Annotated in this window: 28 protein-coding genes; 17 read left to right on the forward strand and 11 right to left on the reverse strand. The window is 64.1% G+C overall.

Annotated elements, in window-relative coordinates:
• Positions 1–8: 8 nt before the first annotated feature.
• Positions 9–569 carry an antibiotic biosynthesis monooxygenase gene (locus tag DJ563_RS25220; RefSeq protein ID WP_274099725.1) on the reverse strand — a complete coding sequence of 187 codons (561 nt, stop codon included), beginning with the start codon at positions 567–569 and terminating at the stop codon, positions 9–11.
• Between the two features lie 219 nt (positions 570–788).
• Between DJ563_RS25220 and DJ563_RS25225 the strand changes: the two genes are divergently transcribed.
• Positions 789–1739, forward strand: a complete 951-nt coding sequence (locus tag DJ563_RS25225; protein ID WP_434518522.1) for a MerR family transcriptional regulator — start codon at positions 789–791, stop codon at positions 1737–1739.
• Here the strand turns inward: DJ563_RS25225 and DJ563_RS25230 are convergent.
• Both DJ563_RS25230 and DJ563_RS25235 read right to left on the reverse strand, forming a co-directional pair.
• Complete coding sequence (locus tag DJ563_RS25230) at positions 1724–2341, reverse strand: hypothetical protein (RefSeq protein ID WP_274099723.1); 618 nt, start codon at positions 2339–2341, stop codon at positions 1724–1726. The genes DJ563_RS25225 and DJ563_RS25230 overlap by 16 nt on opposite strands.
• Positions 2342–2400: 59 nt before the next feature.
• Positions 2401–2829, reverse strand: a complete 429-nt coding sequence (locus DJ563_RS25235) for a PAS domain S-box protein (RefSeq protein WP_274099722.1) — start codon at positions 2827–2829, stop codon at positions 2401–2403.
• 113 nt (positions 2830–2942) lie between these two features.
• Here DJ563_RS25235 and DJ563_RS25240 point away from each other — a divergent pair, with 113 nt between their 5' ends.
• Entirely contained in the window at positions 2943–3398 is a 456-nt protein-coding gene (locus tag DJ563_RS25240) for a flavodoxin (protein WP_434518523.1), read from the forward strand.
• A gap of 18 nt (positions 3399–3416) precedes the next feature.
• Here the strand turns inward: DJ563_RS25240 and DJ563_RS25245 are convergent, their stop codons facing one another.
• Entirely contained in the window at positions 3417–4298 is an 882-nt protein-coding gene (locus DJ563_RS25245) for a LysR substrate-binding domain-containing protein (protein WP_434518524.1), read from the reverse strand.
• A 96-nt stretch (positions 4299–4394) separates the two neighbouring features.
• Here DJ563_RS25245 and DJ563_RS25250 point away from each other — a divergent pair, with 96 nt between their 5' ends.
• The 3 genes from DJ563_RS25250 to DJ563_RS25260 all read left to right on the forward strand — a co-directional run bounded on the left by DJ563_RS25250 (position 4395) and on the right by DJ563_RS25260 (position 6539).
• Positions 4395–4781 carry a CidA/LrgA family protein gene (locus DJ563_RS25250; RefSeq protein ID WP_274099719.1) on the forward strand — a complete coding sequence of 129 codons (387 nt, stop codon included), beginning with the start codon at positions 4395–4397 and terminating at the stop codon, positions 4779–4781.
• A complete protein-coding gene (locus tag DJ563_RS25255) occupies positions 4771–5457 on the forward strand; it encodes an LrgB family protein (RefSeq protein WP_274099718.1) in 687 nt (228 codons plus the stop codon). Before DJ563_RS25250 ends, DJ563_RS25255 begins: the two co-directional genes overlap by 11 nt.
• A 176-nt stretch (positions 5458–5633) precedes the next feature.
• Positions 5634–6539 (forward strand): alpha/beta fold hydrolase, encoded by a 906-nt coding sequence (locus DJ563_RS25260; protein ID WP_434518525.1) that lies wholly within the window; start codon positions 5634–5636, stop codon positions 6537–6539.
• Positions 6540–6785: 246 nt separating this feature from the next.
• On the opposite strand, the gene DJ563_RS25265 is transcribed toward DJ563_RS25260, so the two are convergent.
• Positions 6786–7568, reverse strand: coding sequence for an IclR family transcriptional regulator (locus tag DJ563_RS25265; protein WP_274099717.1), 783 nt, complete (start codon positions 7566–7568; stop codon positions 6786–6788).
• Positions 7569–7765: 197 nt separating this feature from the next.
• Between DJ563_RS25265 and hmgA the strand changes: the two genes are divergently transcribed.
• The 3 genes from hmgA to maiA are packed head-to-tail and all read left to right on the forward strand — an operon-like array spanning position 7766 to position 11008.
• A complete protein-coding gene (gene hmgA, locus DJ563_RS25270; RefSeq protein ID WP_274099716.1) occupies positions 7766–9067 on the forward strand; it encodes a homogentisate 1,2-dioxygenase in 1302 nt (433 codons plus the stop codon).
• 3 nt (positions 9068–9070) lie between these two features.
• Positions 9071–10363 carry a fumarylacetoacetase gene (gene fahA / locus DJ563_RS25275; RefSeq protein ID WP_033702910.1) on the forward strand — a complete coding sequence of 431 codons (1293 nt, stop codon included), beginning with the start codon at positions 9071–9073 and terminating at the stop codon, positions 10361–10363.
• Positions 10364–10375: 12 nt separating this feature from the next.
• Positions 10376–11008 (forward strand): maleylacetoacetate isomerase, encoded by a 633-nt coding sequence (maiA, locus tag DJ563_RS25280; RefSeq protein ID WP_434518526.1) that lies wholly within the window; start codon positions 10376–10378, stop codon positions 11006–11008.
• Here maiA and DJ563_RS25285 read toward each other — a convergent pair.
• Complete coding sequence (locus tag DJ563_RS25285) at positions 11002–11808, reverse strand: SirB1 family protein (protein WP_033702908.1); 807 nt, start codon at positions 11806–11808, stop codon at positions 11002–11004. The two genes, maiA and DJ563_RS25285, sit on opposite strands and share 7 nt — an antisense overlap.
• Positions 11809–11933: 125 nt before the next feature.
• Between DJ563_RS25285 and DJ563_RS25290 the strand changes: the two genes are divergently transcribed.
• Positions 11934–12953 (forward strand): Leu/Phe/Val dehydrogenase, encoded by a 1020-nt coding sequence (locus DJ563_RS25290; protein ID WP_033702907.1) that lies wholly within the window; start codon positions 11934–11936, stop codon positions 12951–12953.
• A 58-nt stretch (positions 12954–13011) separates the two neighbouring features.
• Here DJ563_RS25290 and DJ563_RS25295 read toward each other — a convergent pair whose 3' ends face one another.
• A complete protein-coding gene (locus DJ563_RS25295) occupies positions 13012–13275 on the reverse strand; it encodes a YebG family protein (RefSeq protein WP_033702906.1) in 264 nt (87 codons plus the stop codon).
• A gap of 231 nt (positions 13276–13506) precedes the next feature.
• Here DJ563_RS25295 and DJ563_RS25300 point away from each other — a divergent pair, with 231 nt between their 5' ends.
• On the forward strand, positions 13507–13977 hold the full coding sequence (locus DJ563_RS25300) for a phosphate-starvation-inducible protein PsiE (protein WP_012274137.1): 471 nt from the start codon (positions 13507–13509) through the stop codon (positions 13975–13977).
• Positions 13978–13991: 14 nt separating this feature from the next.
• Here the strand turns inward: DJ563_RS25300 and DJ563_RS25305 are convergent, their stop codons facing one another.
• Entirely contained in the window at positions 13992–14282 is a 291-nt protein-coding gene (locus DJ563_RS25305) for a DUF3509 domain-containing protein (RefSeq protein ID WP_434518527.1), read from the reverse strand.
• Between the two features lie 122 nt (positions 14283–14404).
• Positions 14405–14752, reverse strand: a complete 348-nt coding sequence (locus tag DJ563_RS25310) for an HPF/RaiA family ribosome-associated protein (RefSeq protein ID WP_027595269.1) — start codon at positions 14750–14752, stop codon at positions 14405–14407.
• A 257-nt stretch (positions 14753–15009) separates the two neighbouring features.
• Here DJ563_RS25310 and DJ563_RS25315 point away from each other — a divergent pair, with 257 nt between their 5' ends.
• The 6 genes from DJ563_RS25315 to DJ563_RS25340 all read left to right on the forward strand — a co-directional run bounded on the left by DJ563_RS25315 (position 15010) and on the right by DJ563_RS25340 (position 21282).
• Positions 15010–15315, forward strand: coding sequence for a DUF3649 domain-containing protein (locus DJ563_RS25315; RefSeq protein ID WP_434518528.1), 306 nt, complete (start codon positions 15010–15012; stop codon positions 15313–15315).
• Entirely contained in the window at positions 15312–16889 is a 1578-nt protein-coding gene (locus tag DJ563_RS25320; RefSeq protein WP_434518529.1) for a PepSY-associated TM helix domain-containing protein, read from the forward strand. The genes DJ563_RS25315 and DJ563_RS25320 overlap by 4 nt, the downstream gene beginning before the upstream one ends.
• Positions 16889–17215, forward strand: a complete 327-nt coding sequence (locus DJ563_RS25325; protein ID WP_274099885.1) for a DUF3325 domain-containing protein — start codon at positions 16889–16891, stop codon at positions 17213–17215. Before DJ563_RS25320 ends, DJ563_RS25325 begins: the two co-directional genes overlap by 1 nt.
• 22 nt (positions 17216–17237) lie before the next feature.
• Positions 17238–17795 carry an RNA polymerase sigma factor gene (locus DJ563_RS25330; protein WP_434519750.1) on the forward strand — a complete coding sequence of 186 codons (558 nt, stop codon included), beginning with the start codon at positions 17238–17240 and terminating at the stop codon, positions 17793–17795.
• Positions 17792–18775 (forward strand): FecR family protein, encoded by a 984-nt coding sequence (locus DJ563_RS25335; protein WP_434518530.1) that lies wholly within the window; start codon positions 17792–17794, stop codon positions 18773–18775. Before DJ563_RS25330 ends, DJ563_RS25335 begins: the two co-directional genes overlap by 4 nt.
• 116 nt (positions 18776–18891) lie before the next feature.
• Positions 18892–21282, forward strand: a complete 2391-nt coding sequence (locus DJ563_RS25340; protein ID WP_434518531.1) for a TonB-dependent siderophore receptor — start codon at positions 18892–18894, stop codon at positions 21280–21282.
• A 20-nt stretch (positions 21283–21302) separates the two neighbouring features.
• Here DJ563_RS25340 and DJ563_RS25345 read toward each other — a convergent pair whose 3' ends face one another.
• Entirely contained in the window at positions 21303–22178 is an 876-nt protein-coding gene (locus tag DJ563_RS25345; protein WP_274099889.1) for a helix-turn-helix domain-containing protein, read from the reverse strand.
• Positions 22179–22360: 182 nt separating this feature from the next.
• On the opposite strand from DJ563_RS25345, the gene DJ563_RS25350 reads away from it, so the two are divergent.
• Positions 22361–23257 (forward strand): DMT family transporter, encoded by an 897-nt coding sequence (locus DJ563_RS25350; protein ID WP_434518532.1) that lies wholly within the window; start codon positions 22361–22363, stop codon positions 23255–23257.
• Positions 23258–23266: 9 nt separating this feature from the next.
• Here DJ563_RS25350 and DJ563_RS25355 read toward each other — a convergent pair whose 3' ends face one another.
• Entirely contained in the window at positions 23267–24241 is a 975-nt protein-coding gene (locus DJ563_RS25355) for a 2-hydroxyacid dehydrogenase (RefSeq protein WP_434518533.1), read from the reverse strand.
• Positions 24242–24333 lie beyond the last annotated feature (92 nt).

Below are 24333 nucleotides of genomic sequence, written 5' to 3' on the forward strand. Positions count from 1 at the left end.
ACCAGCCCTCAGCGGCTGCGCAGGGCTGCAGCAGTAGCCGGGGCAGCCTGCAGCCAGCCCGCCAGCAGGCGCGTGGAGAGGGGGATGAACAGGTACACCATCACAGGCGTCAGGGCCAGGGTACTGAGCATTACACGTGGCACCAGGTCCATGCCTGCCAGCCAATGCCCGAACAATAGGTTGAACAGCAACGAGACCGGGAAAAAGGCCAGCCAGATGGCGACTGCCTGCTTCCAGCGTGGGGGTTTTTGCACCTTATTGGTGCCAAACCAGTCATCGATACCGCTCACACGCGCTTCTTTGGGGCGTTCGAACAGCCCGTTGCCACGTTGCAGCCAGGCCCGGCGTGAGGCGGAGTGTTCCCAGGCGTGCAGGGTGGGTTCGTCGCTGAAGCGAAAGATGATCTGGAATTCATCGCTATCTCGGGGCGGTGCGAAGATGCCCGAACCGAGGTAGCCGGGAAAGTCGGTGGCCAGTTGCTCGCCTTCGTGGAGCCAGGCCAGCAGGGCCTGGTAGCGGCCATGGGCAGCGCGGCGCGACACCAGCAGGGTGACGGGTGGGGTAGACATCGTGTATCTCCTGACGACGGGGCTGGCGGGTAGCTGGCCCCTTGGCGGCGTCGCCCGGGGTGGTGGGCGACGCAGGCATGCATGCAAGAATCGGGCGCGAATTATCGCGATATGGCTTCGTACGGCAAGAGCAAGGGGGCGAACAGTTGTTAACATGCGCACTATGCTCTTCGTAGTAATATGCGCGTTCAACTTCCGCACACAGGGTACTCAGTGCAGATGAGCAAACAGGGACGTACCTCGCCGGTCGACGAGGGACTGCAACACCAGGAGCTGTTCCCGATTCGTGAAGTCTCCCGCCTGACGGGCGTAAACCCGGTGACCCTGCGCGCCTGGGAGCGCCGCTATGGGCTCATTCAGCCCACCCGTACCGACAGTGGCCATCGCCTGTACTCCCAAGCCGATATCGATGATATCCGCAATATCCTCGGCTGGCTGGAGCGCGGCGTTGCAGTGAGCAAGGTGGGTAGCATCCTTGTCCGCAGCCAGGCGCTGGTGGAGGAAAACGGTGATGAGCAAAGTGCCCGGCTGAGATGGCGGCAGCAGATACACGAGGCGGTTCTGCGCTTTGATGGCACGCGCCTGCACCGTCTGTTCGACAAGGCGTTCGCGAGCCATTCGCTGGATCAGGTGTTCGGCGAAATCTTCATGCCGGTGTGGCACGATCTGGCAGCAGGCCAGGGCGGTTACGGCCAGCGGGCCTTCGGCCAGGCCAGTGAATGGCTGTTTTTCGATCAGTTCTTGCGCAGCCGCGTGTTCGTGCGCTTGCAGCTATCGCGCATGCCGCGCAGCCGCAGCGTCTTGCTGGCGCCATTGGCGGGGCCTTGTCACGAGTTGGAATTGCTGGTGACAGCCTTGTTGCTGGGGTGCGACGAGGTGGAGGTAAGCGTGTTGGCGCCAGGGCAGCCTTTGCAAGAGCTGACGCTGATTTGCGAGCGGTTCAGGCCTGATGCCTTGGTGCTGTTCTCCAACCAGGCGCCGACCGCCGAGTTGAGCAAGCGCCTTGGGCGCTTGGTGGTGGGCCTTGAATGCCCGTTGCTGCTGGCCGGTGAAGTGGCCGAGCTGGCCCAGGACAGCCTGGCAGGCAGCCCGGTAGCGTGCCTGGGGGCACAAGGCAGCGTGATGCGCCAACGGCTGCGACAGTTTTTGGCCGGTCAGCTCGATACCTGACTGTGCAGCTCCGGGTGAGCCTGACGATGGGCTTGCAGGATGTATTCGCGCAGGCGCTCGATCTCTTCGGCGGGGCTGCAGCTCAAATCGTAGGCCGCAAGGTCGGGGCCAATGCGCCGACGCAGCACACCGTGCAGCTCGATAGGGGCAATGCCGGCAGGTGCGAAGCACAATTCGAAGCGCGCAGGGGCTTGTGCCAGGTCGCGGATCTCCAGCAAAGCGCCCTTGAACGAGATCTCGCGAACCCACAGGCCGCTTTGCTGATCATGTGCATCGAGCAAGGCGCTTGGCTGGTCCATGGACAAGCGCCATGGGCGCAGCATCGGGCCGTCTTCGTAAATTTCCGGGGAGCCCAGCTGCAGGTGCAGGGCATGGAACTCGTCTTCCACCAGTTGCAGCGGAAAGCTGATCTGCTGGTTGTTGAACTGCGCCTGCAAGGTCACCTGCTCGTTGGCCACCAGGCGGGTGAGCAAGGTCTGAATCCGGCGGTCGCCATTGACCAGCAGGCTGGACATCGTGTCAGCCAGATTAAACTGGGGCGAGTGCTGCATGTTCTGTATGAAATCCAGCTCGTCCTGGGTCAGGAGCGCATCTGCTTGCATGATCGAACTCGGCGGTGGCGATTTCTTCAACGGGATTGACCGTGCGTGGCGCGCTTGGTTCAGGAGCGTAGATCGGATTTCGGACGAGCGTGCATTTCTGCCAGTTCGCGCTCCAGTTCGACCTGGCGGCTGACATCCTTCTGAATGCCGATGAAGTAGGTGCGCTGCTCGGCGTCGTTTCTCACCGGGGTGATTGACAGTTCGTTCCAGAAGGCGCTGCCATCCTTGCGGTAATTGCGCAGCACTTCGCGGCATGGGCGGCCCTCGGCCAAGGCCTTGCGGATACGCGCGCGGCCTAGCTGGTCACGGTCGTCGGCCTGCAGAAAGCGGCAATCCTGGTAGAGGATCTCGTCACGGGAGTAGCCGGTGAGGCGCTCGAAGGCGGCGTTCACGTAGATCAGGATGGTGTCTTCACCTTCCTGTTCGGCGACCACGATGCCGTCGTTGGACGCATCGACCATCGATTGCAGCAGTTGCGCGTTGATCATGTTCGGGCCATTGGGCAAGAAAAGGGGGGCTGGTAGTTGGGTCGAGGCGGCCTTTTGCCAGCGTTGAATGCTAGTATCCTACGTTTTCACTCAGTTTCGGAATCCTCTTCCCGATGAAAGTCGCCATTATTTCCGGGTCGGTGTACGGCACCGCCGAAGAAGTCGCCCGCCATGCCGAATCGTTGCTCAAGGCTGCGGGCCATGAGGCTTGGCATGCTGCGCGTGCCACCCTGCAGGACGTAGAAGGTTTTGCCCCCGAGGCATTGCTGGCGGTGACTTCGACCACCGGCATGGGTGAGCTGCCGGACAACCTCATGCCGCTGTACAGCATGATCCGCGACACCTTGCCCGCCGCCTGGCGCGGGCTGCCGGGCGCGGTGATCGCGCTGGGCGACTCCAGTTATGGTGATACCTATTGCGGCGGTGGCGAGCAGATGCGTGAGCTGTTCGCTGAGCTGGGGGTGCATGAAGTGCAGCCCATGCTGCGCCTGGATGCCAGTGAGACGGTGACCCCGGAAACCGATGCCGAACCGTGGTTGGCCTCGTTTGCGCAGGCCCTCAACGCCTGACCCGCTCCAACCTGCGACTCAATGGGCGCGCTCACGCAACAACGCCAACCACGCCTGCGCTGCCCGTGACAGGTACGCCCCCCGCCGCCAGATGAACGCGATGTCCCAGCGCAGGTCCAGCGGCGCCTGCAGCGGCAAGCGCACCACCCCGGGGCGTTCCAGCGCCTTGGCCACCACCCGGGGCAGCAACACCACGCCCTGGCCCGCTGCCACCAACGCCACCAGAAAATCCGCCTGGCCACTGCGCCCGCCTTCTTTCGGGGTGAAGCCCTGTTGCTGGCAGGCCTTTAGCAACCGGTCATTGAGCACGAAGCTGCGCTGATACAGTAGAAACGGCGTATCGGCCAGCTGCCGCAGATGCACGCCATCCGCGCCCGCCAGCGCATGCCCGGCGGGCAGCAGGGCATCGAGTGGTTCGTTGCAGAAAGGCTGGTGCTCGAAGGCGCTGTCACTGGGCGTGAGGCTACCACCGAGTTCCAGCTCGCCGCTGCGTACCGCTTGCTCGACGCTACGGCTGCCGCCTTCAAGCAACTGGATGGTGATGTTCGGGTAGCGTTGCCGGTATTCGGCGAACAGGCCGGCAAACAGGGCATCGCTGCCCAGCATCGGCAAGCCCAGGCGCAGTTCGCCGCGAGCCATCTGGCCGAGGTCATCGAGTTCGCTGAGCAATGCCTGGCGCTGGCGCAGCAGTGCTTCGCCGCGCTCCAGCACGATGCGCCCGGCCGCAGTCAGGTGCAGTTGCGAGGCTTGCCGTTCAAGCAGCGGCTGGCCCACGTCCTGCTCCAGCTGAGCCACTTGCTTGCTCACCGCCGACTGGCTGATGTGCAGGGTCTGCGCCGCCTGGGTAAAGCCCCCGCGGTGGACCACTTCGATGAAGCTGCGCAGTTGTTTGAATTCCATGTTTCCAATTCCATTCTGGAATGCAGGCCAGTCTAACAATTCGCTTCTGGCCTAGGCAGGCAAATCTTAAAATGAGGGCCTGTCGAGGAAGCCCCCATGAAACCCGCGTTACTGAAAAAAGCCCTGCGCCTGCTCGTCGAGCTGGCGACCCTCTATGCCTTGTTCCTGTTCGGCGGCCAGCTGGCTGCCTGGCTGGGCTGGCCGATACCCGCCGGGGTCATGGGGCTGGCACTGCTTCTGCTGCTGTTCGCCAGTGGCGTGGTCAAGCCGGCCACGCTGCAACTGGGCGCCGGCTGGCTGATGGCCGAAATGTTGTTGTTCTTCATTCCGGCGCTGATGAGCCTGCTCGATTACGGCACCCTGGTGCGCGAAGAAGGTTGGCGCATTCTGTTGGTGATTGCCGTGAGCACGTTGATGGTCATGGTAGTGACCGCACTCACCGTCGAACTGGTGTGCCGCTGGAGCTTGCGCCATGAGCCTTGAACCCATGCCGTTGTTCTGGCTGGCGCTGACCTTGCTGGCCTACCTGGGCAGCCGCTGGCTGTACCGGCGCAGCGGGCGCTATGTGCTGTCTCCGCTGATCCTGGTGCCTGCATTGCTGCTGGCGGTAGCCGTGCCGCTGCATACCGCCTATGCCGAATACGCCCGCAACACCCATTGGCTGATGGCCGTGCTCGGCCCGGTGACCGTGGCGTTCGCCGTGCCCATCTGGCAACAGCGGGCGCTGCTGGCGCGTCACTGGCCGGCGCTGATGATGGGCATGCTGGCGGGCAGCACAGCCTCGATCGCCAGCTCGTGGGGGTTGGCCCACCTGCTGGCGCTGGACAATGCAACCAGCCTGTCGCTGGTGCCGCGCTCGATCACCACGCCGTTTGCCATGCCGCTGGCCCACGACCTGGGCGGCGTGCCGGAACTGACTGCGGTGTTCGTGATGTTCACTGGGGTACTGGGCGCCCTGTTCGGCGGTATGCTGCTGCGCTGGTTGCCGTTGCGTACCGCGCTGGCGCGGGGCGCGTTGTTCGGGGTGGGCGCGCATGGTGCCGGGGTCAGCAGGGCGCAGGAAGTGGGCCGCGAAGAAGGTTCCGTGGCCGGCCTGGTCATGGTCCTGACCGGGTTGCTGAACCTGTTCGCCGCACCGCTGCTGGCCATGCTGCTCTGACCGTTCGTGCCACTGACTCGCAAGGTCATCAAGCTGGCTGGCAACGCAAGTTTCAGCCCATGGGCTGCTGGCTAGACTCAGCCTCGACATAGAGAGCACATGTAAGTGCCGAGGTAACATGCAATGACCGCAGCCTTGCCCTATTCCGTCAACACAACTCCACCGGGACCGATCTGATGCCTTTGGCCGAAATTCCATTGTGCGTCTGGCGTACCCGGGGACAGAGTTTCATCTTCCGGGGCCAGAGCATCCGCTACTGGACCGCAGGGCAAGGAGAGCCCCTGCTTCTGTTACATGGCTTCCCCACCGCCAGCTGGGACTGGCACTACCTATGGACGCCCCTGGCGCAGCGTTTTCGGCTGATTGCCTGCGACATGCTCGGCTTTGGCGATTCGGCCAAGCCGGTCAACCATGCCTACAGCCTGATGGAACAGGCAGACCTGCAACAAGCGTTGCTTGCCCATCTCAAGGTCAACCAGCCTGTGCACCTGCTGGCCCATGACTATGGCGGCAGCGTGGCCCAGGAGCTGCTGGCGCGGCACCACGAGCAGCGAGCTAACATCGCCAGTTGCGTGTTTCTCAACAGCGGGCTGTTCCCCGAGAGCTACCGGATGCTGCTGATCCAGAAGCTGTTGCTCAGCCGCCTGGGCTGGCTGGTGGGGCGCTCGTTCGGGCGGGACGACCTGGTGCGCAACGTGTCGCAGGTCTATGGCCCCTGCACCCATCCGAGTGAAAGCGCGCTGGATGATTGCTGGAGCCTGATCGCCGCCAACCGGGGCACGCGTATCTTGCACAAGCTGGTCGGCTACTTGCCGGAGCGCACCGTGCATCGCGAGCGTTGGGTGGGTGCGTTGCAACGCGAGGGGGTGCCAATGCGTTTCATCAACGGTGTGGTCGACCCGGTGTCGGGAGGGCGCATGGTCGAACGCTACCGGCAGCTGGTGCCGCAGCCGGATACCGTGCTGCTGCAGGGCATCGGGCATTACCCGCATACCGAAGCGCCGGTGCAGGTGCTGCGGCATTACCTGGCCTTTCGTGAGCAACCGCTGAGTTTCTTGCAGCAGAAGGTGGCGTGGTCTTGATGGGGCTTGCCCCTCCCAGCCCTCAGGCGATCACCCAAAAAAAAGGCCGCTGCAATCGCAGCGGCCAATCGAGACGTTAGATCAAGGAGCTTCAAAATCTACGTCGGTGAACCTCGCAGGCCTGAAAGGCGGGGGGTAGTGCCCTTCATGCCGGCCAGTGAGACAAGAATAAGCGCTTGATCCCTCGGGAAAAATAGCCGCCTATGACATTCACCTTTACGTTTCGGGCAATAGTCCCCACTTCGCTCAACCCGCAGGCGCATACCCCATTCGCCAACTGGTATCCCGCGCAGCCGCCAACAATCGCTGCGCCGCAGGGCCATGTTCGTCAGCATGGAATATCGACGTCGGCCCCACCACAGTCATCACCGCAGCGATCTGCCCCATGGCATTGAACACCGGTGCCGACAGCGCATCCACACCTGGCATCAGCAGGCCATGCACATGGTGCAGGCCACGCACGCGAATGCCTTCCAGCAAGGCTGCGTAGTCGCAGGCTTGGTGCTGCAGCGCAGTCAACTCCCGGTCGCGCAAGTCGATGGTCTCGCGCTCTGGCAGGTGGGCGGCGAACACCAGCCCGGTGGACGAGCTGAGCAGCGGCAGCACTGAGCCAATCTGGGTCACCACCGTGACCGCGCGCACCGCCGGTTCAATGCTGACCACCGTCGCGCCCTGGTTGCCCCATACGGCAATAAAGCAGCTTTCGTTGAGCTCATCGCGCAACTGCGACAGCGGCAGCGCCGCGATCTTCAGCACATCGATGCTGGCCAACGCCGCCAACCCCACGCGCAACGCTTCACGCCCCAGGCCATAGTGGTTGGTGGCCGCATCCTGTTCGGCGAAACCGCTGGCGATGAGCGCCTGCAGGTAGCGGTGCACCTTGCTCGCCGGCATCTGCACATGCTCTGCCAGGCGTGACAGCGACGTGGAGGGGGCGAGTTCGGCGAGTGCCTTGAGAATATCGGTGCCGACTTCCGCCGAGCGGACCTTCTGCTTGCCGTTATCAGTGGGTGAGCTGGCTTTGGCCATGGGCATAGGCTTCCGGATTCGTCGAGTGGCGCCTTTATAGCTTGACGCCTTGCCCGTAGCAAATTACGTTATTCGTAATCTGATTACGATAAAAACAATGCAGACGTGCTGCCACTCCAGTGCCTGACCTCGGAAACCGCCGGGCCAGGTCAGCAGCCAGCTGCCAGCAACGGCTCTGCCAGAGCCCGGAGGCATCGATGAACCGCGACACGTCCCCCGACCTTCACTACCTGAGCGGCTTCGGCAACGAGTTTGCCAGCGAAGCACTGCCTGGCGCCTTGCCGGTCGGGCAGAACTCGCCGCAAAAAGCCCCCTATGGGTTGTATGCCGAACTGCTTTCGGGCACGGCCTTCACCATGAGCCGCAGTGAGTTGCGTCGCACCTGGCTGTATCGCATCCGCCCGTCTGCATTGCACCCCCGTTTCGAACGCCTGGCGCGCCAGCCACTGGCCGGGCCGCTGGGGGCGGTCACACCCAACCGCCTGCGCTGGAACCCGCAACCGATCCCGGCCGAGCCCACCGACTTCATCGAAGGCTGGGTGCCGATGGTGGCCAATGCGCCAGCGGACAAGCCGGCGGGTGTGAGCATCTACATCTACAGCGCCAACCGCTCCATGGAGCGCGTGTTCTTCAATGCCGACGGTGAACTGCTGCTGGTGCCAGAACAGGGCCGCCTGCGGATCGCCACCGAGCTTGGGGTCATGGACGTCGAGCCATTGGAAATCGCGGTGATCCCGCGGGGCATGAAGTTTCGCGTCGAACTGCTCGATGGCCAGGCCCGTGGCTACCTTGCCGAAAACCATGGCGCGCCGCTGCGTATCCCGGACCTCGGGCCGATCGGCAGCAATGGCCTGGCCAACCCGCGTGACTTCCTCACCCCGGTGGCGCACTACGAAGAGGCCGAAGGCCCCGTGCAACTGGTGCAGAAGTTTCTCGGCGAACACTGGGCCTGCGAGCTGCAGCATTCGCCGCTGGACGTGGTCGCCTGGCACGGCAGCAACGTGCCCTACAAATACGACCTGCGCCGCTTCAACACCATTGGCACGGTCAGCTTCGACCACCCCGACCCGTCCATCTTCACCGTGCTGACCTCGCCCACCAGCGTGCATGGCCTGGCCAACATGGACTTCGTGATCTTCCCGCCGCGCTGGATGGTGGCCGAGAACACCTTCCGTCCACCGTGGTTCCACCGCAACCTGATGAACGAGTTCATGGGCCTGATCCAGGGTGCCTACGATGCCAAGGCCGAGGGCTTCCTGCCTGGCGGCGCCTCGCTGCACGGGGTCATGAGCGCCCACGGCCCGGACGCCGATACCTGCGACAAGGCCATCGCCGCCGACCTTGCGCCGCACAAGATCGACAACACCATGGCCTTCATGTTCGAGACCAGCCAAGTGCTGCGCCCGAGCCGCCATGCACTCGAATGCCCGCAATTGCAGGCCGACTACGATAGTTGCTGGGCCACCTTGCCGAGCACCTTCAACCCGAACCGGAGATAACCCATGAACCAGACCGCCATTACCCGTAGCTGGGTCGAGCATGCCAACGGGCACAGCGATTTCCCGCTGCAGAACCTGCCGTTGGGCATCTTCAGCCGGCCGGGTGAAGCGCTGCGCTGCGGCGTGGCCATCGGCGATGCCATTCTTGACCTGGAGGCAGTACTTGCCGCGGGGCTGTTCGAAGGTGAAGCCAAGGCGGCGGCAGAAGCCACCCGCGGCGGTGCGCTGAACGCCTTCTTTGCCCTCGGCCGTGGCGCCCGTGTGGCCCTGCGCGAGCGCTTGCTGGTACTGCTCGGCGAACACAGCGAACACCAGTCGGCGCTCAACGCCGCGCTGTACCCGGCCGCTGATTGCCAACTGCATGTACCGGCCCGCATCGGCGACTACACCGATTTCTATGTCGGCATCGAACACGCCAAGAACGTCGGCAAGCTGTTCCGCCCGGACAACCCGCTGCTGCCCAACTACAAGCACGTGCCAATCGGTTATCACGGCCGTGCGTCGACCATTCGCCCGTCCGGTACCGATGTGCGCCGCCCCAAGGGCCAGACCTTGCCGGCCGGGCACAGCGAGCCGAGCTTCGGCCCCTGCGCACGCCTGGACTACGAGCTGGAGCTGGGTATCTGGATCGGCCAGGGCAACGACATGGGCCAGTCGATCCCGGTGGGTGATGCCGCCGAGCATGTGGCCGGCTTCTGCCTGCTCAACGACTGGTCGGCGCGTGATATCCAGGCCTGGGAATACCAGCCATTGGGGCCGTTCCTGTCCAAGAGTTTCATTACCAGCGTTTCGCCCTGGGTGGTGACCGCCGAAGCCCTGGAGCCGTTCCGCACGGCACAACCGGCGCGCCCGCAAGGCGATCCGCAGCCGCTGTCGTACCTGATGGACGCGCGTGACCAAGCCAATGGCGCATTTGATATCGAGCTTGAAGTGCTGCTGCTCACCGAGCGCATGCGCGAGCAAGGCCTTGCCGCTCACCGCCTGACCCTGAGCAACACCCGCAGCATGTACTGGACCGTGGCGCAGATGGTGGCCCACCACAGCGTCAACGGTTGCCAGCTGCAACCGGGCGACCTGTTCGGGTCGGGTACGTTGTCGGGCGCAACGCCGGGCTCCTTTGGCAGCCTGCTGGAGATCACCGAGGGCGGCAAGCTGCCGGTGGAACTGGCCAGTGGCGAGGTGCGCAAGTTCCTCGAAGACGGCGACGAGATCATCCTGCGCGCCCGGTGCACGCGTGATGGCGTGGCCAGCATCGGCTTCGGCGAATGCCGCGGCACCGTCATCGCGGCCAACTGAGGGGGCAGGGGTATGGAGCTGTACACCTATTACCGTTCCACCTCGTCCTATCGGGTACGCATCGCGCTGGCGCTCAAGGGGCTGGATTACCAGTCACTGCCGGTCAACCTGCTCAAGGGCGAGCAGCGCGATGCGGGCTATGTCGCGGTGAACCCGCAGGGGCGAGTGCCGGCCCTGCGCACCGACAGCGGTGCGCTGTTGGTGCAGTCACCGGCGATCATCGAATACCTGGAAGAGGTTTATCCACAGCCTGCGCTGCTGCCGGACACGGCCGAAGCGCGCGCCAAGGTGCGCGGTGTGGCGGCGATCATCGGTTGCGACATTCACCCGCTGCACAACGTCAGCGTGCTCAACCTGCTGCGCCAGGCCGGCCAGGACGAGGCCCAGGTCAACCAGTGGATCGCGCACTGGATCAGCCAAGGGCTGTCGGCGGTGGAGCAACTGATCGACGAGCACGGCTTCTGCTTTGGCGATGAGCCGGGGTTGGCGGATGTCTACCTGCTGCCGCAGCTGTACGCTGCCGAGCGCTTCAACATTGACCTCAGCGGCTACCCGCGGCTGCGTCGCGTTGCGGCACTGGCTGCCCAGCACCCGGCGTTCGCCAAGGCGCACCCCTCGCAGCAGCCCGATACCCCGGTTCAGTGAATGGAATGGGTTGGCGCCGGGAGTTTGCCGATACGTTCGGACAGCTTCAGGCGTTGCACCGGGTCGTCCGTCAGTAGCAGGGCATGCTCCAGGTCGAAGCGCTCGGCCTGCGGGCAATCCAGGGATTGGTACAGCGAAGCGCGGGTGGTGTAGTCGCTGACTTGCACCGGGCCCAGCTGCATGACCCGCTCGGCATCGATCAGCGCGGCCAGGTGGTTGTCGTTGCTGATGTGCAACTGGCGCAGGTTGCGTGACAGGCGTTGCAGCATCTGCCGTGGGCTGGCCGTGCGCATGTGCTCTGCGTTCAGTGGCACGTGCGGGCCGAACTGGCGGGCCAGCAGGTCACGGCAGTCGCTGGGGTACAGGCGCCTGCCACCGCAGGGGTCAAGCAGGTGGTCGGCGCCGGGCACGCGCAGCAGGAAGTGGCCGGGGAAGCCCACGCCTTCCAGCGGGATGGACAGGCGCCCCGCCAGCTCCAGCGCAAGAATGGCCAGGGTCAACGGTTGGCCACGGCGGCGTTGCAGGACGTTGTTCAGCAACGCCGCTTGGGGCCGCAATGGGTGATATTCGTCTTGCTGAAAACCCAGTGCATTGAGTTGGCGCAGCAGCGGCTGGGCCAGTTCGCACAGGGGCAGCATCGGCAGGTTGGCGTTGATCTCGCGGTGCAGGTCGTGCAGCAGGGCGAGGCTGTGCGCGGGCTCGACAGCAGCGTCGTGCTCGGCGGCAATCCACAATGCGGCTTCCAGCAGGGCGACAGGCTCGCGTTCCAGGCAGGCCAGGCACGCTTGACGTGGCTTCATGGGGGTATCTCCACACACGTTTAACTATTAGCCGTGGCGCGCTGTTTCGTCCAGTGGTCTGACCAAGGCTCTACCCTCGCGGGCGTGCCTATACTGCTAGGAGCACCTCGTTGGGGAGCCCGCCGATGTTCGCACTCATGCAAAGTACCCGTACCCAATCGTTGCACTTGTTCATCGACCCGCCCACGGGGCTCAAGGCCGTGGTGGTTATCCACAGCGAGCAACTGGGCCCCGCCATGGGCGGGTGTCGCTACCTGCCTTACGCCGATGACGAGAGCGCCATGACCGACGCGATCCGCCTGGCCCAGGGCATGAGCTACAAGGCCGCGCTGGCGGGTTTGCCGCTGGGGGGTGGCAAGGCGGTGATCATGCGCAACCCCCATGTCGAAAACCGCGCTGCGCTGTTCGAGGCATTCGGCCGTTTCGTCGACACCCTGCAGGGGCGTTTCATTACCGCCGTAGACAGCGGTACCTCGACCGTGGACATGGACTGCATCGCCCAGAGTACCCCGCATGTGACCAGCACCACGGCCTCGGGTGACCCTTCACCGCATGCCGCCATGGGGGTGTTCGCGGGTATTCGCGCCACGTCCTATGCCCGCCTGGGCAGCTACAACCTGGAAGGCTTGCGGGTTGCGGTGCAAGGCTTGGGCAACGTTGGCTATGCCTTGGCCGAGCAATTGCACGCGGCGGGGGCGGAGCTGCTGGTGAGTGACCTGGACCCTGGGCGTGTGCGCTTGGCAGTCGAGCAGTTCAATGCGCACCCGGTGACCAACGATGCCTTGATCAGCACCCCCTGCGATATCTTCGCCCCTTGTGGCGTGGGGCCGGTGCTCAACGGGCAGAGCGTGATGCAACTGCGTTGCGCGGCGGTGGCGGGGGCGGCGAACAATCAGCTGACCACCCTGCAGGTGGCCGACCAACTGGAGTCGCGCGGCATCTTGTATGCGCCTGACTATGTCATCAATGCCGGTGGGCTGATCTATGTGGCATTGACCCATCGGGGTGAGGACCTGAGCACAATCACAGCGCACCTGGCGCGTATTCCGACGCGGCTGACCGAAGTGTTTGGCCATGCCCAGGCGGAGAAACGTTCGCCGGCGCGGGTGGCACAGATGCTGGCGGAGCGGTTGCTCTACGGTTGAGTGCGGCGTTGTTGCCTGTGGGAGCGGTTAAACCTGCGCCCCCAAATGCCGCGCGATACTATTCGGCTGCTTGGCCATCGAGCAGCTCGGCCAAGGCGTCTGGCTGGCTCTTGAACGCCCGGGCGAACACATCACGGTTCTTGGCCATGTAGATACCGGCTTCTTCGACCTGTTGCTCGGTCAGCGATGGCACTGCCTTGTGCAGCACTTCGGCCAGGCGCTCGGCCAGTTCGAGCATCTTGTCGTGACGATCTGCTTCGGCCTTATCCATGAACAAGCGCTCCGGGTCGCGGCTGCTGCGGTACACCACTTCGACGGCCATTCATCACCTCTATGCCTTTTTGCTGGTTGGGTTGCGTTTTACTGTATCTATATACAGTAATGGCATCGGGCATCGTTGCGCAACCAGAATCTTGCGCAAAAGCGTAGCCCACAGGTGCCTTGCGGCAATCGGTCGCCTTCCAAAGCGGGGGCCTGGCCCTTTAACTGCAAGGCACAAGCGTCACAGAGGTGGCGCATTATCCTTCATGGCGTATCGGGGAATGGGACAATCGTGAACATCAAATGGGCTGAAAAGCTGCGCAAGGGCCTGCACGGCTCGGCCGACTCGCTGGGCAACCTGTGTGTCGAGGCATTCCATTATCTGGCGCTGTTCGGCATTGGCGCCATCACCGCCTACGCGGCGGTGGTGACGTTTCTGGACATGCTCGGCAAGGGCGGGGTCAGTGTCGATGACATCCTGCTGCTGTTCATCTACCTGGAGCTGGGGGCGATGGTCGGGATCTACTTCAAGACCAACCACATGCCCATCCGCTTCCTGCTGTACGTGGCGATCACTGCGCTGACGCGCCTGCTGATCGGCGATGTCTCGCACCACAAGGCGCCGGATGAGGGCCTGCTGTACCTGTGCGGTGGCATCCTGCTGCTGGCGTTCTCGATCCTGGTGGTGCGCTACGCCTCGTACCGCTACCCCTCGACCAAGGTGCTGGATGCCAACGGCAAGGAAGTGGAGGAGGGCAAGTAGCCCCTGACCAAACCCTAGTTGGCCACGAAGTGACGCGGCGCGTGTTGCGCATCACGGGTCAGCGCGGCAAGCACCTGCATGGGGTTCTGGCCGAGTTCGATGGCCAGGCCCAGGCGGATGCTGTCGATGACCCGCTGCAGGCGCACCGGGTCGTTGCGCTGGGCCTGGCTGATCAGGCGCTTGGCGACCACGCCGGCGTCGTCGGACAGGGTCAGCATGATGCTGCCATCGAGGTTGGCGATGCTCAGGTTGATCCGGTACTCGGGGGCGAAGGCGGCGCTGATGAGTTCGAATGGGTTGTTCATGGTCATGCTTCTGCAGCAAATGGATTGCACAGGTTGACCGGACAAAAACCTCGTTGGTTCAGCGCCGTTGATCGGCAGAAACGAAAACGCCCGGCTCTAGGCCGGGCGTTTTGTTGCAACCATCAGGCGTCTGGGTCACTCAGTTCCAGCACACCGCGCTTGCTGCGCAGCTTGCCGTAGAAGTGTTCCAGCGCATGGTTGAGCTTGGTAGCGGCACCATCGACCGCCTGGTCCAGCGAGGTGGCGGTGTGGGTCACGGAAATCGGCTGGTGGCCTTTCGGGCGAGCCTCCATCTGGCAACGTTTGTCATGCGGTCCGGGCTTGGCGCCGTTCTCGTCGCGCAGGTGGACCTCGATGCGGGTGAGGTCGTCCTCGTAACGTTCGAGTGAGCTTTCCAGCGTACTGCGGACCCACTCGTCGAGCCGGGCGTTACCTTCGATATGGTTGCTGCTGTTGACCTGGATTTGCATGATTCAATCCTTATTCAGCTTGCTCGCATGGAGGCGTGCCTAGGCCCTTGAGACCCTTGGAATTTCTGCGCCTCTTGACTCTAAGGTCAGGCAACCGAGGCATGATTTCAAGCCCTTTGTGAAAATAAATTTCTTGTTGCAAATGCACGCCGAGGGCCGCGCAACCTCCTGCGCAACAGGCATACGACTGCCAATGCTTTGCTTATGAGAATTGAAATCATTACTATTGCAGCCCCGAAAATGCCCGGACCTCCGCCATGAAGAGCAAAGCCACCGGCGTACCACTCAGCTACCGCCTGGCCGTGGCTTCACGTTGCCTGGCCGCGTTGTTGGGCGGTTATCTGCTGGCGTCCATGGCCAGTGTCAGCATCGCGTTGCTGGCGCCCCTGCCACGGGTAGACGCGACGCTCATCGGCTTGCTGCTGTCGTTCGTCTTCTACCTGCTGGCCTTCGTCTGGTGCTTCGCTTGCCGCAGCGCCTGGCGTGCCTGGCTGGGCGTGCTGTTGCCCAGCCTGCTGATGGCCATGGCCAGCGGGATTGCCTACTGGATGAAAACCCCATGAAAGAAGGCTTCCGCCAGGCCATGGCCTGGCTGCACACCTGGGCCGGCCTGATCTTCGGCTGGCTGCTGTTTGCCATCTTCCTCACCGGCACGCTGTCGTACTTCAAGGAAGAGATCAACCACTGGACCCAGCCCGAAGTGCACCGCCATGCGCTCGACCCGGTCAACAGCCTGGGCCTGGCCCAGCGCTATCTGGAGGCCAACGCCGCGCACGCCGGCAGCTGGATGATCCGTTTGCCCAATGCCCGGGAGGCTGCGCTGAGCGTGAGCTGGCGCGACCCCGAGGCGGGGCGGCGCGGCTTTGTCAGCAAAAGCCTCGACGCGCAGACCGGCCAGCCGGTCGATGCCCGTGACAGCCGCGGCGGCGAGTTCTTCTACCGCTTCCACTTCCAGCTCGAGATGCCGTATCCGTTTGGCCGTTGGCTGTCGACCTTCTGTGCCTTCATCATGCTGGTGGGCCTGGTCACCGGGATCATCACCCACAAGAAGATCTTCAAGGAGTTCTTCACCTTCCGCCCCGGCAAGGGCCAGCGCTCCTGGCTGGACGGGCACAACGCAATCGGTGTGCTGGTGCTGCCGTTCCACCTGATGATCAGCTACAGCAGCCTGGTGCTGTTCATGTACATGGTGATGCCTGCCGGCATCCTGGCCAGCTACGGCGGCAACACCGGCGAATACTTCAACGAGCTGTTCGGCCGTGACGATCCACCCAAGGCGGCCAATGTCGCGACACCGCTGGTGCCGTTGCCGATGCTGTACGGCAAGGTTCAGGAACAAGTGCCAGGTGCGCGTATCGGCTACATCCAGCTGCAGAACCCCGGCGACAGCAATGCCCAGGTCACCTTCACCCAGGCCTCCGCCGACAACATCGCCTACAAGCGCAGCGCCAAGTGGACCTTCGACGGCACCAACGGCGCGCTGCTGAGCCAAGGTGCGCCGGAGAGCGGGGCGATGGCGACGGCCTTCAGCTTCGCCGGCCTGCACATGGGCAATTTCGCCGGCCCCTGGCTGCGCTGGCTGTACTTCGTGTTCGGTGTGGCTGGCACGGCGGTGATCGGCACAGGCCTGGTGATGTGGCTGGGCAAGCGTCAGCTCAAGCATGCCAAGAGCGCGCACATGCCGGGCGAGTTGCGCCTGGTCGAGGTGCTCAACATTGCCAGCATGAGCGGCCTGCTGCTGGCGGTGGCGGGGTTCTTCTGGGCTAACCGGCTGGTTCCTGTGGCGTTGGAAGGCCGCGCCGACTGGGAGGTCAACGCCTTCTTCCTGGCCTGGCTGCTGTCGCTGGTGCATGCCGTGTTACGTCCCGGGCGTCGCGCCTGGGGTGAGCAACTGGCACTGGGCGCGCTGGCGTTCGCCTTGCTGCCGCTGGTCAATGGCCTGACCACCGGCCAGGGCCTTGATCATTCGCTGCAGGTTGGCGACTGGGCCATGGCCGGGTTCGATCTCACGGCGCTGGCCGTCGGCCTGTTCCTGGCCTGGGCGGCCAGCAAGATGCTGCGCGCCCCAAAACCTGTGGCCAAGCGCGCCTCGCGTGCGGCAAAAAAACCGGCTGCTGACATGGTCGAGGTGGGCTGATGCTAGGTATCGCGCTGATCGGCTTCGCAGGCTTCGCTGCCCTGTGCCTGGCCATGGAAAAACACTTCAGCGACCTGCTTGGGCGCAAGCCGCGCCCGCAGCAGGTGCGCTTGCTGCGCGTTGGTGGCTGGCTGCTGCTGATGCTGTCGCTGGCACTCAGCGTGCAACTGCGGGGCTGGGGCCATGGCCTGGTGGAGTGGATCGCGGTGTTGATGGCGGGGGTGACCCTCTGGGTGTTCGTCCTGCCGTACCAGCCACGTCTGTTGCTGGGCCTGGCCGCCGCCAGCCTGGTGCTGGGCCCGCTGCTGGCTGTGCTGGCGGGGTGACCGCTTGAGCCAGCCGCAAGACATGCGCGAACCTGACGCCGACAGCGCCAGCGGGCGCGCGCGTTTCGTCCAGGTGTTCCTGGCGCAGCGGGCGCGCATGGAAGCGTTGGTCAACCGCCGCGTCGGCTGCCGGGCCACGGCATCGGACCTGGTGCAGGAGTTGTTCCTGCGTTTCTGGCGCCGCCCCGAGGTCAAGGTCGAGGCACTGGACACCTACCTGCTGCGCTGTGCCGGCAACCTCGCCATCGACCACTTGCGCAGTGAAAGCAGCCGCGAGCGCGTGGCAGAAGCCACGCAGGCCGTGGATGAGCAGGCCTGCGCCGCAGAGCCTGAGCATTCCCTGGAGGTGGATCACGACCTGCAACGCATCGAAGCTGCATTGCGTGCCTTGCCCGCGCGTACGCGGCAGATCTTTCTGCTCAACCGCATCCACGGCTGCACGTACAGCGAGATTGCCACGGCCATGCAACTGTCCCAGAGCGCTGTGGAAAAGCATATGATGCGCGCCCTCGAAGCGTGCAAGGCGAGTATCGCCGAGCCCGCGTCCACCATGCGCAGGCCAGGGAGCGCCCGTCGATGAGCCGTCCGAATTCGATCACTGCTGCGCAGTCACAAGCCGCCCTGCAGTGGCTGATCCGCATCAACGAGCAGCCTGAGCAAGCCCAGGGCGCGGCGTTCAAACGTTGGTTACTGGCCGACCCGGGGCATCGCGAGGCCTATGCCCAGGCCAAGGCTGTGTGGCAGATGAGCGCGGTGCCGGCGGCGCGGTTGGCCGATGAAGAGCGCGAAGGCCTGCAGCAGTATCTGGATGCCATCGCCCAGGCACCTGCCCAAGGCCGTTGGCGGCAACGTGTCACCGCCTTGGCGGCGGCAGCCTGCCTGGTGCTGGCGGTCGGCGTTGTGGGCGGTTGGCACCCCGGCTTCTGGTTGCAGGACCTGCAGGCCGACTACAGCAGCACAGGGCACGTCCGCCAGCTGACCCTGGCCGACAAATCGCAAGTGACACTGGATGCGGGCAGCGCCATTGCGGTCGACTTTGCGCACGGCGAGCGGCGAGTACGGCTGCTGCGCGGGGCGGCGTTCTTCGAGGTCACCCACACGGGTGAGCCGTTTCTGGTAGCCGCTGCGGGCGGCGAGGTGCGGGTGCTGGGCACCCAGTTCGAGGTGCGTGAGCAGGGTGACGGCGCGCAAGTCACGGTGCGCAGTGGGCGGGTGGCGGTGACGCCGGTGCAAGGCGAGGTTGCCCGTGAACTGACGGCCAATCAGCAACTGGCCTACGTTGGCGGCCGGGCGGGCAGCACCCTGAGCGTGGACAGCGAGAGCCGCCTGGCTTGGCGCCAGGGCTGGCTGAATTACTACCAGGTGCCGCTGGCGCAGGTGGTCGAAGACCTTGGACGCTATTACCCGGGGCGCATCTTGTTGCTTGATAGTGAGTTGGGGGAACGCAAGGTCAGTGGCAGTTTCCCGGTGCAGGAACCTTTGGCGGCGCTCGACTCGCTCGGCAAGGTGATGGGCTTTTCGCGGCAGACGGTATTGGGGCGTTTGACCCTTATCCGCTAGGCACCGGTAGCGCAAAAATATTTCAGATAACGGATGAGGTAACAGGACGTGGCATCCGTGTAATGAGTGGAAGTGCGATTCATTCGCAGTCAATACCCACTTACAGGTCAGCGTCCATGAAGTTCACCTCGCGTTGCGTCCCCCTATGGCTCGGTCTTGCAGTGTTCCCGGTCATCGCCATCGCACCGCTGGCCGGGGCCGCCGAGCAGATGCAGGCGTACACCTTCGCCCAACCAAGCCAGCCCTTGGCCCAGGCGCTCAATGCCTTCAGCCGTGCCACCGGCCAGAGCGTGGTCTACACCCTCGAGCTTCCAGGCATACAAGCACCCGCTCTCAACGGTACGTACAGCGCCGAGCAGGCGCTGCAGCAATTGCTGGGCACCTCCGGCCTGGCCTGGCGCCGCGTCGATGCGCGCACCCTGACCCTCGAAGCCGTGGGCACCGACGGGGCACTGAACCTGCAGGCCACCACTGTGACCTCGCAAATGGACGCTTACAGCTACCAGCCCCCAGCCAGTGCCTCGATCATGCGTGGCCAAGGCCCGAACCAGGACATCCCCCAGGCCATCAACGTGGTCCCGGCCCAGGTCATCCGTGACCAGGCCCCGCGCAACCTCGATGACGCCTTGACCCATGTCAGCGGCATTACCCAGGGCAACAACTTCGGTGGCACCTCCGACACCGTGATGAAGCGCGGCTTCGGTGACAACCGCGACGGTTCGATCATGCGTGATGGCATGCCCATCGTGCAGGGCCGCAGCCTCAACGCCAGTACCGAGCGGGTCGAGGTGCTCAAGGGGCCGGCCTCGTTGCTGTATGGCATCCAGGACCCGGGTGGGGTCATCAACGTGGTCAGCAAGCGCCCGCAGTTGCAGCAGTACAACGCCCTGACCGTGCGCGGCTCGACCTACGGCAGCGGCAAGAACGGCAGCGGCGGTGGTTTCGACAGCACCGGGGCACTGGGCGACAGCCCGTTCGCCTACCGCCTGATCGTCGATCATGAGGACGAAGATTACTGGCGCAACTTCGGCGTGCACCGCGAATCGCTGGTGGCGCCGTCGCTGGCCTGGCTGGGCGAGGACACCCAGGTGGTGCTGGCCTACGAGCACCGCGAGTTTCGCTACCCGTTCGACCGCGGCACGGCCTTTGGCAGCAACGGCCACCCGTTGGACATACCGGCCACGCGTCGCCTGGACGAGCCGTTCAACGACATGCAAGGGCGTTCCGACCTGTACCGCCTGGAGGTCGACCATCAACTGGCCGATGACTGGAAGCTGCACTTCGGCTACAGCTTCAACCGCGAAACCTACGATGCCAGCCAGGTCCGTGTGACCGGTGTCAACGAGGCCAAGGGCACGCTGACGCGCAGCATCGATGGCACCCACAACGCCATGAGCCGCGACCAGTTCGCCACCGTCAGCCTGGCGGGCAACGTCGAGCTGGGCGGCCTGCAGCATGACCTGCTGCTCGGTATCGATCACGAAGACCGCAAGGTGTTTCGTGGCGACCTGATTCGCCAGACCGCGCAGTCCAGCTTCAGCTATGTGAACCCGGTGTATGGCCAGGAAGTGGAGGGCAGCAGCGTGCGCGCCAGCGACAGCGACCAGACCGACAAACTGCGCAGCGATGCCCTGTTCATGCAGGACGCGGTGCACCTGGACGACCACTGGATTGTGGTGGCCGGCGCGCGTTTCCAGCAGTTCGACCAGTACGCCGGGCGCGGTCGCCCGTTCAAGGCCAATACCGACACCAGCGGCCAGGCCTGGGTGCCGCATGCCGGCATCGTCTACAAGGTCGATGACCAGCTGTCGTTCTATGGCAGTTACAGCGAGTCGTTCAAGCCCAACTCCAGCATTGCGCCGCTGACCGGCGGCGTGGTGCTGGATGCCTCGGTGGCGCCGGAGGAGGGCAAGTCGTGGGAGCTGGGCGCCAAGCTGGACATGCCGGGCAGCCTGACCGGGACCCTGGCGCTGTTCGATATCACCAAGCGCAACGTGCTGGTGGCCAATTTCGACAGCGGCACCGGCGAGACGGTCTACAGCAATGCCGGTGAGGTCAATTCACGCGGTGTCGAGCTGGACCTGACCGGGCAGCTCAGCGAGCGCTGGAGCCTGATCGGCAGCTATGCCTTTACCGATGCCAAGGTGACCAAAGACCCTGACCTTGAAGGCAACCGCCTGCAGAACGTGGCCAGGCACAGCGGCTCGTTGTCGGCGGTGTATGACTTTGGCAGCCTGTTCGGCGCTGACCGCCTGCGCTTGGGTGCCGGGGCCCGTTATGTGGGCGAGCGTGCGGGGAATGCGACCAACACCTTCGACCTGCCGAGCTATACCGTGGCCGATGCCTTTGCCACGTACGAGACCAAGCTCGACGAACACAACGTGCGCCTGCAACTGAACGTGAAGAACCTGTTCGACAAGGTGTACTACAGCTCGGCGGTGAACCAGTACTTCGTGGCGGTGGGGGATGCACGGCAGGTGAGCCTTTCCAGCACCTTGGAATTCTGAAGGGCTGCGCAGCGGCCCCATCAAAGGGTGAAGGCTGCACGATAAGCGCCGGGTGTGGCCCCGAGTGCCTGACGAAACCGGTTGCTGAAATGGCTGGCACTGGCAAACCCGCACAGCAACGCAACCTCGCCCAGTGGCAACTGGCCCAGGCGCAGCAACTGGCAAGCCCGATGCAGCCGCCGAGCCAGCAGGTACTGGTGCGGCGGCAAGCCGAAACTGCTGCGGAACATGCGCGCAAAGTGGTACTCGGACAAATTGCAGCGCACCGCCAGCTCGCCGAGGGTGATGGGCTGGTCCAGGTGCGCCTCGATGTATTCGACCAACTGCCGACGCAGGTTCGGCGCCAGCCCACCTTTCAAGCGCAAGCCCTCACGTAGCCCAACCTGGCTGAGCACCGCGTGGTCGACGATTTCGTGCGCCAGGCTGCTGGCCAGCAAGCGCTCGCCGGGTTCATCCCAGTCCAGGCTGATCAATTGGTGAAAGCGCAGCGCCTGCTGCGGGTCGTCGAGAAACGTCGCCTCCTGCAACTGCAGCTCCCGCGGTTCGCGGTCCAGCAGGCGCACACAGCCGAGGGCGAACTGTGCCTCGCTGATGTACAGGTGGGCCAGGCGGATCTCGCCATTGACCACCCAGTTCGACTCATGGCCGGCCGGCATGACGCACAGCTTGTTCGGCGCGCCCTTGTCGGCCGGGCGCTGGCGGCGAAACGTGCCGGTGCCATCGGCGATGTAGCACGACAGCGTGTGATGGCTTGGCGCCTGGTAGTCGCGGGCATCGTCGCGGTTACGCCACAGTGCCGCAGCCAGGCCGTCGCCCAGGTGCGCGCTCAGCTCCAGGCGGGCGTGGGGCGAGGCGTGCATGGCGTTGAACACTTGCAGCTGGGACAGTGGGGTCATGGGCGATTCCTCTGAGCGCCATCGTACTGCGAGTTGGCCGCGCAGGCAGCTAGCTGCAGTACAAAAGCGCAAGTTTGTGCAAGCGCGAAGGGGCCAGCAGGGCGAACACTGAGGGCCTCGGCGAGGGTTGCGCCCCGCGAAGCGCCGGGCACCGATCTCGAAAGGCCCAAGGAACCACCGCCATGAACCTGTCCCTGTACCTGCTCACCGTCCTGATCTGGGGCACCACCTGGATCGCCCTGAAACTGCAACTGGGCGTGGTCGCCATCCCCGTATCGATCGTCTACCGCTTCGCCTTGGCCGGGCTGATTCTGTTCGCCATTTTGCTGCTCACCCGCCGCCTGCAACCGATGAACCGCCGCGGCCACCTCATTTGCCTGGCGCAGGGCCTGTGCCTGTTCTGCGTCAACTTCATGTGCTTTCTCACCGCCAGCCAGTGGATCGCCAGCGGCCTGATCGCCGTGGTGTTCTCTACCGCGACCTTGTGGAACGCACTCAATGCGCGGGTGTTCTTCGGCCAGAAGATCGCCGCCAATGTGCTGGGCGGCGGCGCTTTGGGGCTGCTGGGCCTGGGCCTGCTGTTCTGGCCCGAACTCGGCCACCATGCGGCCAGTCGTGAAACCTTGTACGGCCTCGGCCTGGCGCTGCTCGGCACGCTGTGCTTCTCGGCCGGCAACATGCTGTCGAGCATGCAGCAGAAGGCCGGGCTCAAACCCATGACCACCAATGCCTGGGGAATGGTCTATGGCGCGGCGATGCTGACCGTGTATTGCCTGTTCAACGGCATCCCTTTCGCCATGGAATGGAACACCCGCTACATCGGCTCGTTGATGTACCTGGTGATCCCGGGTTCGGTGATCGGCTTCACCGCCTACCTGACCCTGGTCGGGCGTATGGGGCCGGAGCGGGCAGCCTATTGCACGGTGCTGTTCCCGTTGGTGGCGTTGAACGTGTCGGCGTTTGCCGAAGGGTACCAATGGACGGCCCCAGCGTTGCTGGGGCTCGTCGCGGTAATGGCGGGTAACGTGCTGGTGTTTCGCAAGCCTTCGCTCAAGCCGGCTTCCGTGTTGGCACGCTAGGCGGAAACCTCAGCCCTTCCACACCTGCGGGTTAACCAGGTCGCGCGGCCGCTCGCCCAGCAGCGCCGCACGCAGGTTGTCCATCGCCCGGTTGGCCATGGCCTCACGGGTTTCGGCGGTGGCCGAGCCGATGTGCGGCAGGGTCAGGGCATTGGGCAGCTTGAACAGCGGCGACTCGCTCAGCGGCTCTTTTTCATACACATCCAGGCCGGCGCCGCGAATAGTGCCGTTCTGCAGTGCCTCGACCAGGGCCGTTTCATCTACCACCGGGCCGCGGGCAATGTTGATCAGGAAGGCACTTGGCTTCATCAGCTTCAGCTCACGGGCTCCGATCAGCTTGCGGGTTGCCTCGGACAACGGCACCACGATGCAGACGAAATCGGCTTCGGCCAGCAGTTGTTCCAGGCTGCGCAACTGCGCCCCCAGCTCTTGCTCCAGCGCGGTCTTGCGGCTGTTGCCGGCATAGATCACCGGCATGTTGAAACCGAACCGCCCACGACGGGCAATGGCGGCGCCGATGTTGCCCATGCCGACGATACCCAGAGTTTTGCCGTGCACATCGCTGCCGAAGTGGGCCGGGCCGACGGTGGCCTGCCACTGGCCGGCCTTGGTCCAGGCATCGAGCTCGGCCGTGCGCCGGGCGCAGCCCATGATCAACGAGAAGCCGAGGTCTGCGGTGCTTTCGGTCAGCACGTCGGGGGTGTTGGTCAGGGCGATGCCGCGTTCGTTGAAGTAGTCGACGTCATAGTTGTCGTAGCCGACCGAGACGCTGGACACCACCTCAAGCTTGGCCGCGCCCTCAAGCTGCGCACGGCCAAGCTTGCGGCCGACGCCGATCAGGCCGTGGGCCTCGGGCAGGGCTTCGTTGAACTGGGCGCTGATGTCGCCCAGTTTGGGGTTCGGCAGGATCACGTTGAAGTCTTGCTGCAGGCGCTCGGCCATGGCCGGGGTGATACGGCTGAAGGCCAGGACGGTCTTTTTCATCGGACAACTTCCACAAGAAAAGCTACAAGCTACAAGCTTCAAGCTACAAGCTTCAAGCCACAAGAAAAAGCCGCGCTTGCGACGATCTGCTT

Source organism: Pseudomonas sp. NFX1, from assembly GCF_051123555.1.
GTDB classification, from domain to species: Bacteria; Pseudomonadota; Gammaproteobacteria; order Pseudomonadales; family Pseudomonadaceae; genus Aquipseudomonas; species Aquipseudomonas capeferrum.

Bases quoted from the DNA above. Each gene is read 5' to 3' on its own strand.
- DJ563_RS25260 (WP_434518525.1), top strand. From the start codon at position 5,634: ATGCCTTTGGCCGAAATTCCATTGTGCGTCTGGCGTACCCGGGGACAG.
- DJ563_RS25335 (WP_434518530.1), top strand. From the start codon at position 17,792: ATGAGCCGTCCGAATTCGATCACTGCTGCGCAGTCACAAGCCGCCCTG.
- DJ563_RS25265 (WP_274099717.1), bottom strand. From the start codon at position 7,568: ATGGCCAAAGCCAGCTCACCCACTGATAACGGCAAGCAGAAGGTCCGC.
- DJ563_RS25315 (WP_434518528.1), top strand. From the start codon at position 15,010: ATGAAGAGCAAAGCCACCGGCGTACCACTCAGCTACCGCCTGGCCGTG.
- DJ563_RS25310 (WP_027595269.1), bottom strand. From the start codon at position 14,752: ATGCAAATCCAGGTCAACAGCAGCAACCATATCGAAGGTAACGCCCGG.
- DJ563_RS25325 (WP_274099885.1), top strand. From the start codon at position 16,889: ATGCTAGGTATCGCGCTGATCGGCTTCGCAGGCTTCGCTGCCCTGTGC.
- maiA (WP_434518526.1), top strand. From the start codon at position 10,376: ATGGAGCTGTACACCTATTACCGTTCCACCTCGTCCTATCGGGTACGC.
- DJ563_RS25320 (WP_434518529.1), top strand. From the start codon at position 15,312: ATGAAAGAAGGCTTCCGCCAGGCCATGGCCTGGCTGCACACCTGGGCC.
- DJ563_RS25250 (WP_274099719.1), top strand. From the start codon at position 4,395: ATGAAACCCGCGTTACTGAAAAAAGCCCTGCGCCTGCTCGTCGAGCTG.
- DJ563_RS25220 (WP_274099725.1), bottom strand. From the start codon at position 569: ATGTCTACCCCACCCGTCACCCTGCTGGTGTCGCGCCGCGCTGCCCAT.
- DJ563_RS25255 (WP_274099718.1), top strand. From the start codon at position 4,771: ATGAGCCTTGAACCCATGCCGTTGTTCTGGCTGGCGCTGACCTTGCTG.
- DJ563_RS25340 (WP_434518531.1), top strand. From the start codon at position 18,892: ATGAAGTTCACCTCGCGTTGCGTCCCCCTATGGCTCGGTCTTGCAGTG.
- DJ563_RS25240 (WP_434518523.1), top strand. From the start codon at position 2,943: ATGAAAGTCGCCATTATTTCCGGGTCGGTGTACGGCACCGCCGAAGAA.
- DJ563_RS25350 (WP_434518532.1), top strand. From the start codon at position 22,361: ATGAACCTGTCCCTGTACCTGCTCACCGTCCTGATCTGGGGCACCACC.
- fahA (WP_033702910.1), top strand. From the start codon at position 9,071: ATGAACCAGACCGCCATTACCCGTAGCTGGGTCGAGCATGCCAACGGG.
- DJ563_RS25345 (WP_274099889.1), bottom strand. From the start codon at position 22,178: ATGACCCCACTGTCCCAGCTGCAAGTGTTCAACGCCATGCACGCCTCG.
- DJ563_RS25290 (WP_033702907.1), top strand. From the start codon at position 11,934: ATGTTCGCACTCATGCAAAGTACCCGTACCCAATCGTTGCACTTGTTC.
- DJ563_RS25235 (WP_274099722.1), bottom strand. From the start codon at position 2,829: ATGATCAACGCGCAACTGCTGCAATCGATGGTCGATGCGTCCAACGAC.
- DJ563_RS25285 (WP_033702908.1), bottom strand. From the start codon at position 11,808: ATGAAGCCACGTCAAGCGTGCCTGGCCTGCCTGGAACGCGAGCCTGTC.
- DJ563_RS25355 (WP_434518533.1), bottom strand. From the start codon at position 24,241: ATGAAAAAGACCGTCCTGGCCTTCAGCCGTATCACCCCGGCCATGGCC.
- DJ563_RS25230 (WP_274099723.1), bottom strand. From the start codon at position 2,341: ATGCAAGCAGATGCGCTCCTGACCCAGGACGAGCTGGATTTCATACAG.
- DJ563_RS25330 (WP_434519750.1), top strand. From the start codon at position 17,238: ATGCGCGAACCTGACGCCGACAGCGCCAGCGGGCGCGCGCGTTTCGTC.
- DJ563_RS25225 (WP_434518522.1), top strand. From the start codon at position 789: ATGAGCAAACAGGGACGTACCTCGCCGGTCGACGAGGGACTGCAACAC.
- hmgA (WP_274099716.1), top strand. From the start codon at position 7,766: ATGAACCGCGACACGTCCCCCGACCTTCACTACCTGAGCGGCTTCGGC.
- DJ563_RS25295 (WP_033702906.1), bottom strand. From the start codon at position 13,275: ATGGCCGTCGAAGTGGTGTACCGCAGCAGCCGCGACCCGGAGCGCTTG.
- DJ563_RS25245 (WP_434518524.1), bottom strand. From the start codon at position 4,298: ATGGAATTCAAACAACTGCGCAGCTTCATCGAAGTGGTCCACCGCGGG.
- DJ563_RS25305 (WP_434518527.1), bottom strand. From the start codon at position 14,282: ATGAACAACCCATTCGAACTCATCAGCGCCGCCTTCGCCCCCGAGTAC.